At 41.0% G+C, this 11,512-nt stretch carries 10 protein-coding genes and 1 tRNA gene; 10 read left to right on the top strand and 1 reads right to left on the bottom strand.

Going from position 1 to position 11,512, the window contains the following annotated elements:
- Positions 1-126: 126 nt before the first annotated feature.
- From NMK36_RS07585 to NMK36_RS07545, 9 genes are all read left to right on the top strand, one after another.
- Complete coding sequence (locus NMK36_RS07585) at positions 127-579, top strand: KGK domain-containing protein (RefSeq protein ID WP_254173448.1); 453 nt, start codon at positions 127-129, stop codon at positions 577-579.
- 251 nt (positions 580-830) lie between these two features.
- The gene (locus tag NMK36_RS07580; protein ID WP_254173447.1) at positions 831-1,295 is read left to right on the top strand and encodes a KGK domain-containing protein; all 465 of its coding nucleotides are present in this window, start codon (positions 831-833) and stop codon (positions 1,293-1,295) included.
- A gap of 550 nt (positions 1,296-1,845) precedes the next feature.
- Positions 1,846-2,673, top strand: a complete 828-nt coding sequence (locus NMK36_RS07575) for a cobyrinic acid a,c-diamide synthase (RefSeq protein WP_437126730.1) — start codon at positions 1,846-1,848, stop codon at positions 2,671-2,673.
- Positions 2,674-2,795: 122 nt separating this feature from the next.
- Positions 2,796-3,947, top strand: coding sequence for a glutamate--cysteine ligase (gene gshA, locus NMK36_RS07570; RefSeq protein ID WP_072720740.1), 1,152 nt, complete (start codon positions 2,796-2,798; stop codon positions 3,945-3,947).
- Positions 3,948-4,082: 135 nt separating this feature from the next.
- Positions 4,083-4,544 carry a tRNA (cytidine(34)-2'-O)-methyltransferase gene (locus NMK36_RS07565; RefSeq protein WP_072720739.1) on the top strand — a complete coding sequence of 154 codons (462 nt, stop codon included), beginning with the start codon at positions 4,083-4,085 and terminating at the stop codon, positions 4,542-4,544.
- Between the two features lie 535 nt (positions 4,545-5,079).
- Positions 5,080-7,242 carry a peptidoglycan DD-metalloendopeptidase family protein gene (locus tag NMK36_RS07560; RefSeq protein ID WP_072720738.1) on the top strand — a complete coding sequence of 721 codons (2,163 nt, stop codon included), beginning with the start codon at positions 5,080-5,082 and terminating at the stop codon, positions 7,240-7,242.
- 137 nt (positions 7,243-7,379) lie between these two features.
- A tRNA-Met gene (locus NMK36_RS07555) sits at positions 7,380-7,452 on the top strand.
- Between the two features lie 206 nt (positions 7,453-7,658).
- Entirely contained in the window at positions 7,659-8,252 is a 594-nt protein-coding gene (locus tag NMK36_RS07550) for a peroxiredoxin (protein WP_072720737.1), read from the top strand.
- A gap of 201 nt (positions 8,253-8,453) precedes the next feature.
- Positions 8,454-9,011 (top strand): peroxiredoxin family protein, encoded by a 558-nt coding sequence (locus NMK36_RS07545; protein ID WP_072720736.1) that lies wholly within the window; start codon positions 8,454-8,456, stop codon positions 9,009-9,011.
- On the opposite strand, the gene NMK36_RS07540 is transcribed toward NMK36_RS07545, so the two are convergent.
- Positions 8,980-9,624 carry a DUF4241 domain-containing protein gene (locus NMK36_RS07540; RefSeq protein ID WP_072720735.1) on the bottom strand — a complete coding sequence of 215 codons (645 nt, stop codon included), beginning with the start codon at positions 9,622-9,624 and terminating at the stop codon, positions 8,980-8,982. The two genes, NMK36_RS07545 and NMK36_RS07540, sit on opposite strands and share 32 nt — an antisense overlap.
- Positions 9,625-10,007: 383 nt before the next feature.
- Here NMK36_RS07540 and NMK36_RS07535 point away from each other — a divergent pair, with 383 nt between their 5' ends.
- Positions 10,008-11,357: a glycerol acyltransferase gene (locus NMK36_RS07535; protein ID WP_072720734.1), complete on the top strand. Its 1,350-nt coding sequence runs from the start codon at positions 10,008-10,010 to the stop codon at positions 11,355-11,357.
- Positions 11,358-11,512 lie beyond the last annotated feature (155 nt).

Here is an 11,512-nt window from a genome sequence, read left to right as displayed (position 1 = left end):
TATTTTCTCCCTGTTTTGATCAAGTTTAATTTTTATTGCCTGATGCAATAAAACTTGATAAAAAAAAAGCAGCTAAGTTAGGGTATTAGGGTGCAGCCAAGAAAAATAGCCATAAGGAAGCCTACCATGAATCATGAGTTTTTTAGCTTAACTGAAGATGAGTATATTGTTAAGCTAGGGAAAGATACCTTCACAATTTCACGATTAAAAGAATTAATTGCGATTCAGTTTGAAGAGCATATTATGAATTACGGAGACTTTTTTAATTTGACATTTTCTCCAGCCAAGCATGATGCTTTTTGCTTTGATATGCGGAGTGTTCAGTTAATGTTTCCGTTTGAAGGAATGAGTGGTTATTTATTACCATTAGGCTCTAAAGATTGGATTTCAGGTCAAGTCAGAATTCAAGCGAATTTAAACTCAGATCCCGAAACTTTGAATCAAAATTTTTCCGTCGAGATTCAGTTTGCTGCGGATGAACCTCGATTAATGAATCTCTTTCATTATCCTAGCGATTTTCAGGAAGAACCTAATTCTAATCACAAACTTTCTTCTTGTCATTTAGTCCATCAATCCTAATTGGGGATACTCTTAATTCTTGAATTCCCAAAAATTTCATCTACGGCTTGAATCAAATTCAATTCTCTCTAACCATCGGGGTCTTCAATAACCAATAATCGCCTCAATCCCATATATTTTATTCCTATAAAAACTAAAATTTTTAATCAATTAAACTTCACTTAAAATTTAAGCTAATTTTGTGAGATAATTCAAAATATAGGTGTATCAGCAACACACACCCATCCTAACTGAGTTGAGGCGTTAACCCGATGAGTGAATTGTTTGTTAAGTTGGAACAAGATGACGATATTGTCATGTTGGACAAGGATACGTTTACTGTATCCAGGTTGAAAGAGTTCATGACTGAGAATATGAAAACTAGACTTTTCAGTCAAGCTTTGTTACCTGATTTATTATGCCAAAATTTAAAAATAACAGATAAATCAATAGAACTGAACTTAGAGGAATTTAGATTAGTGTTTCCACCTCAAGGGATAAACTGTCAGTTACTCAAGTTAGAGTCTAGGTATTGGATTTCAGGTAAAATCAGATTTCAAGTTAATGCAGATTATAAAAGAGATGATTTAAATACTCGAAAGAAGATAGTTAATATTGAATTAGAATTTGCTCCTGATGAAATAATATCTAACGAAACACAAGAACAGAAAAATGCTAATTCCAATGAAAATTTAGATGAAATTAGAGCCAAATTAAACCAAATCAACGCTCTTTAATTGTAGGGTGCGTAAGCAAAGCGCACGCACCAATATTTTATTAAAATCAATCAAAATCATGAATAACCTCAAAGAATACGTTAATCAAACCGCCTAACTGATTCATTTATCCATTCCTCCTGAATATCATCAAGGTGTCATAATTAAGAAGTAGGATAATCTGTGACTGTATTTTCCACAATGCAGTAAACCTAGAAGGGTCAGGAAAATGAATCAGACACTTGGGTAAATCTGGTCAAAGTTTAGCGTGATCGAAATCCACTTTTGATTGTGATTAATGTCACATTAGTAAAAAAGGCTCAATGGGCTCTGCGAAACGGGAAACTATCAAGACACAATTCAGCCAAACGGTAACAAATATGGCTCAGATCCCTTAGAATTAAAGACAATTCATCCAGTATTTTAGGGCTGACTTACTAGAGTCCAGATTGTCATTAGAAATCAACGGGAATCTTTGGGTAAAGTGTTTGAGGTTTAGAGGGAAATCTAAACCCAGGGGAAGAAGCAAGAGTGGATCACGGTAAATCAGCTTGATGGGGAATGAAATCAGATGATGAATCTTGAATACAGCGACGAACAACAGAGCGATTTTGCACGCCTGATGAGCCATAATATTTTATTTGATAAATTGCCCATTGAGGTACAAAAGTGGGCTGAAAGTTTGCCCTGGAATCAACGGCGTTATGTCCTTTCTTTATGTTATATTTTATGTGCCTCTTCCCCAGAAAAACAAGCGGAATTTTTAGATGAATATACCGCCGACGGCTTAATGGCGAAGATGTTAGAAGATATTGATACGCTGCAACGAATCAAACAATATCTCAGTTGTTTTCGGATTAAAGCCGCCTTAAATGAATCGGTTTTACGCGGTTATATTCGGCAATTTTATATTCATTCTGCCCAAGATGCTCGTTGTCAACCCGGCCAATATTTAGAGTCGGCTTTAAAGTTGGCATTAAGTCCGAAAGATAAAGATAATGTGTTTAATTATATTCTCGGGTTTGAACTCATTAAACTCATGTTTCAAATGAGTTGGCTACAACAGGAACGACTTTCTCGATTACAAACTAATCAGGACTATTTTATCAAAAATTATCTCAAGCCGATTCAACACGCCCATCGAGTTAATGGCATTATTGTTCCTAAAGACGAACGGGTCTTTTTTGCTAAACGAGATTTCTATGTTCAGAAACCCGAAATTAAACCCAGAACCTTAATTGAATTAGTCATAGCAACCTTTACAACTAGCCAAGTCATTGCTTGTGGATTTTCTTTGACTCGTCATAGTCGAGCGTTTGAGTTTGATTATGATTATATTTTTAATTCTAACGAGCCCGACAGCATTTTTCCCTGGGGTTCAGAATCCATGTTAGGATAAAAAATGGCTCTTGTTTTGTAACAGCCACAAACCCTAAATTTAAGGTTCAAACTAAAGGAAGTTTAATTAACTGATTGCTGTTCTATTGATTAGCTCTTTACACTCCGCCCAGGAACTGAACTATGCTCTTATCCAAAGGTTTTGAAGTTGAAATGTATACGGGAACTCCCCAGGGCGATATTGTGGGGCTGTCCGATAAAATTGTTGCGGATTTAGACGGATTTGTTCGAGAACCTGATAGCCGAAACGTCGAATATACCACCGCCCCCCTGTGTAATTATGATCGTTTGTTGTGTGCCTTGATTCGACCTCGACGGATACTGCGAAATTATTTACAACAGTTGGGAGACTATACCCTGTTACCGGGAAGTACATTATCCTTGGGAGACACAAAGCATTTTTATCGGTCTGATCCGCAAAATCCCTATCATACTTATATTGAACAAACCTACGGTACCGATGTCGTCACCGCCAGTATTCATATTAATGTTGGCATCGCTGACCCCGAACAGTTAATGCAAGCCATTCGCTTAGTGCGGGTTGAAGCCCCCCTTTATTTAGCGATGAGTGCCTCTTCTCCCTTCTTAGGCGGTGAAGTCACGGGGTATCATTCCACCCGTTGGCATCTGTTTCCCAAAACCCCAGCCTATGTCCCCTTATTTGAAAGCCATCGCCATTTTATTGACTGGACAGAAGAACAACTTCAAAAAGGAACCATGCAGAATGTTCGTCACCTGTGGTCATCGGTACGGCCCAATGGCGATCGCCGTCCCTATAACTTAAATCGTCTGGAACTGAGAATTTGTGATTTGATGGTTAACCCCATTGCCTTGTTAGCGGTCACAGCTTTATTAGAAGCACGCCTTTGGCAACTGTTAGAGAACCCTGACCTAGATCCACTCCAACACAGTGAACTTCCGGCAACTCGTCGTGCTGAAGATTTAGTTGCCCTGAGCGATGAAAATGAAATCCAAGCCGCTCACCATAGCTTAGATGCCCAATTGCGACATTGGCAAGACGGACGTTTAATCATCGCTAGAGATTGGATTGAACAACTGTATCAAGAAGTTTGGCCTATTGCCAAAAAACATGGGTTTAGCTGTTTTTTGTCTCCGGTGAAAAAATTACTGCGAGAAGGCTCTACAGCCCAACAATGGGTGAATTTGTCCCAACAAGGTTGGGAAACTCGCGCTATTGTTCAGCACGCCATTCAAAACATGGAACAGCAAGAGCAAGAATTTGAAGATCAGATTTGTCAACCGTTAGTAGCGTGAAAAATGGCCCATTTTTTGATGAGAATATCTTATCGATAAATTTCTTTACAAAACATAAAGAAAAACTATAGATTTGTTCTCAATGCCGGGGGGTGAGCACCCCCTAAAGTCCTTGTTTTCTGGTTTGATTACCTCATGCCTCACGTTGTCTTAGTTCAGCCACAAATCCCACCCAATACCGGGAATATCGCTCGTACCTGTGCAGCCACCTGTACCCAATTGCATTTAGTCGGGCCATTAGGATTTGAAATTAGCGATCGCTACCTCAAGCGAGCGGGTTTAGATTATTGGCCCTATGTTTCCTTAACCTATCATCCCGATTTCTTCACCTTTGAGACCTATCATCAACAACAGAGTGGACGTTTGCTGGGATTTAGTACCAGAGGTGCTTCCAACTATGCCCAGTTTCAGTTTCAAGATTCAGACTGGCTACTGTTTGGAAGTGAAACCACAGGGCTGCCCTCCGATGTGTTGGACGCTTGCACCGCCACCGTCTATATTCCAATGGCCCAGCCCGGAGTTCGGAGCTTGAATCTCTCCGTGAGTGTTGCCATTAGTTTATTTGAAGCCCGCAGACAATTGGGTTACTTTGCCTAAAATCGGTGAATCAAAACCCCCGGTTTTAGGAAAAATTTCTGTGATAACTTTTTTTTATAAATACCCGGATTCAATTGACCCCCAACAGTGATAGATTTTATTCATCTAAACGGGTGTTTTTTGACCCGGGTCAAAAAAGCCCAAACCCTTAATTGACTTCAATCTTAGCTTCTTCACCGTTGATTTGCGAACTATCTGGCAAGCTAATCTCCATAAATTCAAGGGATTCCATTCCTATTGTATTTCTGGTAGAAACTGGTGTAGATTCTCATCTGGACTCTTGTAACAGAGTTCACTTAATCTTTAAAGTTCCTCGACCCTCAAGGGTTATTGTTTTTAAGAACGTTAGTTTTCAGGGTTTGCCTTTCTATGGAACTTTCGCTTTTCTTGCCGAAATTGAAAAAGCAAGGTAATCTGACGTAATCAGGATTATTGTCAGTGATTTCAATCAATCATTAATGTGATTAGATCTACTGATATTACGTTCTTGAGCGGTTCGAGGACAGTTCAGCGCTTCTCCATAGGAGGTCGTTCTTTGAAAGGAACAGTTCCAAATCATGATCAACCTGTTGCCATGCCTAATTTAGATTTAGATTCCGGTTTAGATTTAGATCAGAGTGCAACAGGGCAGACCAAACAACAGGTCTCACACTCTGGCAGTTATAAGGTTCGTACCTCTGTCGCATTTTTGGGTTTAGCCATTGCTTCTGGGATTCTCAGCAATCAAGCCAATGATTATGCCGTGGCGGCAGAGTTATCCAATCCTGATCCGAATCCAGCCTTGCAGTCATCCTCCGCGATGACCGATGCGTCTCCCAATCAAGTCAATACGGGCTCTGGGGAACAAGCATCTCAATCGGACTGGCAGCCGTCCCTGTTACGAACAGTTTCCCGTCTCAATGCAGGCGAGAACGTTGTCAACAGGAGCAGTCAATCTCCTGATGTCGGGCTAGAAACATCGGATCGAACCGATGTAGAAGCGGTTTCTACACCAGAGTCTCAACCTAGTGTTTCCTCGGAATCGTTGCCTCAATCGGTTACGCTGAACGAATCTCGCACCCCATCCATTGGGCAGATTCGTCCCTCCCATGAAGTTGAAACCTCAGCAACTCAGAACTCTTTAGATCCATCGGTGCAGATTTCAGAAACGCCCACTGAAGCGACTCAGGAATTGCAGCCAAACCATACGGCTCAGGGTAATTCCTTAGATACACTCTCCCAAGAGAGCGCTGGAGCGTTTGTGATTCCGACCGATGCGAGTAACCCAACTGTTGCAGAAGTTTATCAGGTGGGTTCGGGTGATACCTTAGATCGGATTGCTACACTGCACAATGTTTCCGTAGATGCCCTGATAAAGGCGAATCAGCTAACGGATCCCAATGTTCTTAGTGTTCATCAAAGTCTAAAAATTCCTAAGCAACTGGCGAGTAGTTTTTCTAGCAGTCCGTCTTCTCCAGTAACGAATTCTGGGCCAGATTCTCAAATTCGTTTAGAGGCTTCCCCCTCTTCACAACAGCTTTCTTCAACCACAGACTTAAGTGCTTTAGGCGGGAGATTACCTCAAGCCGTACTTCCAGCCGTCATTCCCTCAGAACTCAATAGCAAGGGTTCTTCAGTCACCGATTTTCCGAAGGAAGCGGTTGCCACCTTGAGTTCAATTCCGACCCACAGCACTTTAAATCAACTATCGTTAAACCAATTAGCTTCCCGTGTGGTCAATGGGGTTGAATCTCCTACTCCCGTTGCGGCTGAAGCGGTTTCCATTCCTGTTGAAGTAGAAAAATCTTCCCTGTCTCAACAGATGGCCGTTCAACAGGTTTCTGTCCGTAAATCAGAAGCCGTTAATAAGTTGTATTCAGATCGCCTGAGATCTGAAGTAGAACGCCTGCGAGAGGAATATAAAGCCCAGAGTGGCTATCAGGTGATGAATATATCCTTAGAGTCAGGTGAAGAGTCAACGGTGAAAACCTTGACCTCGGTGACGACGACTTCTGCACATCGGCAAAAACGAATTAATCCAGAGTTCAATCCTCAAGGGTATTCCCAGCAGCAAAAAGCCACTCAAGTTGAACAGAACTTATCTGCTCAACAGTTGGCGCAAGTGTCTCGGAATGCAAATAGAACTCCATCGACTCAACTGCAACCGGAGTCCAGACGTTCGGTGGTCGCTACGGCTCCCATTGGGGCTAAAGCCTACGATCCGTTAAATAACCCTACCTTGGGTCAGATGGTTTCTCCGCAGTTACCACCCCTGCCTGGGCCAGATGCTTACTTGCCTAATGGTTCCATGCGCTTCAATGGCTATATTTGGCCGGCTGCTGGGATTCTGTCTTCTCCCTATGGTTGGCGCTGGGGACGGATGCACAAGGGAATTGATATTGCTGGCCCTATCGGAACTCCGATTTTTGCGGCGGCTCCTGGGGTTGTGACCTACGCAGGATGGAATGATGGTGGCTATGGCAATTTAGTCGAAATTGAACATCCCGACGGCAGTTTAACCGTTTACGCCCACAATGATCGTGTCCTGGTCAACGAAGGCCAAAAAGTAGCTCAAGGGGAGCAAATTTCAGAGATGGGAACTACAGGTCGCAGTACAGGGCCGCACCTGCACTTTGAAATCCATCCCAAGGGTGAAGGTGCTGTTAACCCAATTGCCTTCTTGCCTCCCGACAGTTCAATGGTGTCTCAGAATTATTAGCTAGGGGTTAAGGGTTGACCATTGAGAGTTGACCGATGCCCAATCTCTGATTCCTTAAACCCCCTAAAAAAAATTTAAACAGGGGGTTTACATTTGGGAACAAGTTGTGCGATATTAATAAATCGTGAATCAATCAAGGCTCAGTAGCTCAGTGGTTAGAGCAGGGGACTCATAAGCCCAAGGTCGCAGGTTCAAATCCCGCCTGAGCCATGTAAACGAAATGGTATAAGCCTCTGCTGTAAGGCATTGAGTCAGTCAGATGATGGCTGACTTTTTTGATAAATCTTGTCTAACTGTACTCATTTCGAGTATGATATAATTGTAATAAATTGTAAAACAATCAAAAAATTGGGATTAACGCTATCCTAATTTTCTTGAAGGAAACTTTACCATCATCAGTTTAAGGAGTATTATTCATGGCTGAGTGCCTGCGTGTTGGCCAAGTCGCCCCCGATTTTACAGCGACGGCAGTTGTTGACCAAGAATTTAAAACGATCAAACTCTCTGACTATCGGGGTAAGTATGTGGTTTTGTTCTTCTACCCCTTAGACTTTACTTTTGTTTGTCCGACTGAAATTACTGCGTTTAGCGATCGCGCCGAAGAGTTTACAAAACTCAACACTCAAATTCTCGGCGTGTCTGTAGATAGCGAATTCTCTCACCTGGCTTGGATTCAAACTGATCGTAAATCCGGTGGTGTAGGTGATCTGAACTATGCTTTAGTGGCTGACCTGAAAAAAGAAATCAGCACGGCTTACAACGTTCTTGATCCCGATGCCGGAATTGCCTTGCGGGGTCTGTTCATCATTGACAAAGAAGGGGTAATTCAACACGCTACGATCAATAACCTCGCCTTTGGTCGCAACGTGGATGAAACTCTGCGGACACTGCAAGCCATTCAATATGTTCAAGCCCACCCCGATGAAGTTTGCCCTGCGGGTTGGCAACCGGGTGATAAAACCATGATCCCTGATCCCGTCAAGTCCAAAGAATTCTTTGCTGCGGTCTAGGTCTAAGATTATTCCCGACAAAAAACTATTCACAACCCGTCTTAACAATTGTGTGAAGGCGGGTTTACATTTTATAGTAGTGGCACCTGGGGTGTTAGGACATAGACTGATAACCGTACACTCCTATGAACCTATCTGTTCCCTGTTCCCTGCTATATAAGATTGTTTTAAACTGGGAAGAGTAATCAACAACAAACTCTTATGCTGACTTCTAACGATTTTACGGGTTTAATTAATCGCCGATTTTGGAATAACTTTTTTCCGATCCCCGCCACCAGTAATTTACAGTTGGGGATGAAAACGCCAGATTTTGCATTACCGGATATTACCAATGGTCAATTAATCCGGTTGTCTCAATTTCGAGGGGATCGCCCTGTGATTTTGGCTTTTACCCGCATTTTTACAGAAAAACAATATTGCCCGTTTTGTTATCCCCATATTAAAGCCCTGAACGAACACTATGAAGAATTTGTTCAACGGGGAGTGGAAGTGTTAATGATTACGAGTACCGATGAACGTCAAAGCAAAATTGTCGTCAAAGATCTAGGATTAAAAATGCCATTGCTAAGTGATCCAAGCTGTGGCATTTTTGGATTGTATCAAGTAGGACAAGCTCTAGGTGCACCCTTACCTGCTCAATTTGTTTTAGATCAAAAAGGCATTCTGAAATATAAACATTTGTTTTCTTTTTTGGATCACAATGCCAGTATTAAAACCTTACTGCAAGTTATTGATCCTCTCGCAACTCAAACAGTTTAAAATCGGTGACTAAACAAACTGGATTACCTTGTTGATCATAACCCCAATAGGAGGAATAATACCCTTCTCCCCAACCGGAATGAAAGGCAATAATATTCAATCCGGTTGATTCTTCTAAGCAGAAATTGGCCCAATCCCAAGTATCCAGATAGGTTTGATCTAAGGTTTGATCTAAGTGATGATAATAGGTTTCAAACTCAGTTTGTGACAGGGAAGATAACCGTTGAACCACTTCGCCATCCATAAAACATCTGGTTCCTGAATCCACAGGATAACCCGATTCTGGCACTCCCTGAAAAGAAACTGCTAATTCCCATGTTACCGCAGGTTGCTCTTGAAGGACTAACATTGCACAGGCAACTCTTTGCTCTTTTCGGTCATGGAATGTGGCAATACTGAGTTTAACCGGATAACGACCTACGGGCAGGGGTTGAGTCAAACACAGATGAGGATTAAGCGGAACTAAAGGATCACAAAGGGCAATTTTTCCAGTGGTTACAACTAATTCACCGATGGTCTGAACAGAATAGGTGACTTGATCTGTATAGTGATCAAGGGGGGTTGGGAAACAATAACCAGTTGGAAATGCTTGGGTCAAGTCGGTGGGGTTCATCCTTTCTACCTGCCTTCTAAGAGAAAATTTGATAATTTGTCCTTTTACTTTTAAAGGAAACCGTTTTTAGGTGTAAAGTTCGGTTGTCATTGTAACGAATTATGGGTAAATTTTAGACATTGACAGAAATATTCAAGAGTTCTATGATGATGTGTTTTACCTAATGCAGAGTCAGGTGTTGTAAACAGGAGAAGCATTTAGGCAAACAATAAGGAAAACAACAAAAACTCTCTGACTGAATGTTATGCTGAACAGCAAACGATCATCAGTGCAGGAACATAGAAATTACTGGATGATTAACTTTTTATTTTCTCATCCCCTTGCTGGCAATTGGCTGGGTTAAATAAGCGTTAATACTTATTAAATTTTCTCAACCTTAATTTATGGTTAATCTGATTACTAATATACAACCCACCCTGGATTTTATTCCTCCTAATTTTAATCCGTTTGTGCTAAAAATTTGCCAGTGGGGAATTCCCTTTTGGATTAAATGGAAAACACCGTTAGTAGAGATTAAAGGAGAAAAAGTTGAACGCTTAGTGAATCTTTATCAACAGTTCCAAAGCGGAAAAATTCGATTTTTATTAGCATTTCGTCATCCCAATACAGATGATCCGTTTTGTATGAGTCAATTATTATGGCGATTTGTTCCTGAAACTGCAAAACAACAGGGAATTGCTTTATCTGATCCAATTCATGCTCATTTTATGTATGATCGGGGTATTCCCTTATGGGCGGGACAATTTGTTACTTGGTTATTTCCAAAATTAGGAGGAACGTCAATTTTAAGGGGAAAAGTTGATCGATTAGGATTACGTTCGGCGAGGGATTTATTTCTAACAGGTCAATTTCCCTTAGCTGCTGCACCAGAAGGGGCAACCAATGGGCATAATCAAAGTATTAGTCCTTTAGAACCCGGAATTGCTCAATTAGGATTTTGGTGTGTAGAAGATTTAGAAAAAGCAGAACGAACTGAAGAGGTTTATTTAGTTCCCATTGGAATTCAATATTTTTATATTCAAGATAATTGGCAAGATTTAGAAAGATTAATTTCTCAATTAGAAAAAGATTGTAACTTACCTCAAAAAACTGAAGAATTAACAACTCAGTCTCTCTATGGTCGTTTAATGCGATTAGGAAATTATCTATTAGATACGATGGAAAATTTTTATCGCCAATTTTATCATCGCAGCATTCCTCAAGATGAAACCCTTGATTTTTCAGAACGTTTAAAACGATTATTAGATATTGCGTTAACTGTTGCTGAAGAATATTTTAATCTGAAACCAACGGGGGATTTAAATAGTCGTTGTCGTCGTTTAGAACAAGCAGGATGGGATTGTATTTATCGATATAATCTTAAAGGAAATGATAACTGGTCGGTCGTAGAATTGGGATTAGCGGATCGGGTGGCAATTGAAGCGAGTTTGAGAATGTGGAATATGAGATTAGTGGAAAGTTTTGTGGCGGTAACGGGTCGTTATATTCGAGAAAATCCCACGTTTGATCGGTTTGCAGAAACAACTTTAATTGTTTGGAGAATGATCAATCAGTTAAAGGGGAATACTTCGATTAAACCTCCTAACTTAGGGAAAAAAAGAGCTAAATTAACCGTTGGGGAACCGATTTCTGTCAGTCAAAAATGGTCAGATTATCAAACGAATCGCCGTCAAGCAGTTGCGAATTTAACCCAAGATTTACAAAACGCTTTAGAGCAGATGATTGAGTATTAAATTTCAAGTCATTGTAGGGGCGAGGCGCGCCCCATTGGCGTCAACTTAAGGAGCGATCGCCCCAAACCTGCTGTGTAAGAGCATCAATTTCTCGATGTCGTTTTCGAGTGGATTTGACCAAGCCAAATAACTTCTAATGTTTGGTTAATGAAATT

The organism is Planktothrix pseudagardhii (genome assembly GCF_904830925.1).
Taxonomy (GTDB): domain Bacteria; phylum Cyanobacteriota; class Cyanobacteriia; order Cyanobacteriales; family Microcoleaceae; genus Planktothrix; species Planktothrix tepida.
Note: the sequence above shows the minus strand (reverse complement) of the source record. Positions and strands in the feature narration are given on the sequence as shown.

Bases quoted from the DNA above. Each gene is read 5' to 3' on its own strand.
- NMK36_RS07585 (WP_254173448.1), top strand. From the start codon at position 127: ATGAATCATGAGTTTTTTAGCTTAACTGAAGATGAGTATATTGTTAAG.
- NMK36_RS07580 (WP_254173447.1), top strand. From the start codon at position 831: ATGAGTGAATTGTTTGTTAAGTTGGAACAAGATGACGATATTGTCATG.
- NMK36_RS07575 (WP_437126730.1), top strand. From the start codon at position 1,846: ATGATGAATCTTGAATACAGCGACGAACAACAGAGCGATTTTGCACGC.
- gshA (WP_072720740.1), top strand. From the start codon at position 2,796: ATGCTCTTATCCAAAGGTTTTGAAGTTGAAATGTATACGGGAACTCCC.
- NMK36_RS07565 (WP_072720739.1), top strand. From the start codon at position 4,083: ATGCCTCACGTTGTCTTAGTTCAGCCACAAATCCCACCCAATACCGGG.
- NMK36_RS07550 (WP_072720737.1), top strand. From the start codon at position 7,659: ATGGCTGAGTGCCTGCGTGTTGGCCAAGTCGCCCCCGATTTTACAGCG.
- NMK36_RS07545 (WP_072720736.1), top strand. From the start codon at position 8,454: ATGCTGACTTCTAACGATTTTACGGGTTTAATTAATCGCCGATTTTGG.
- NMK36_RS07540 (WP_072720735.1), bottom strand. From the start codon at position 9,624: ATGAACCCCACCGACTTGACCCAAGCATTTCCAACTGGTTATTGTTTC.
- NMK36_RS07535 (WP_072720734.1), top strand. From the start codon at position 10,008: ATGGTTAATCTGATTACTAATATACAACCCACCCTGGATTTTATTCCT.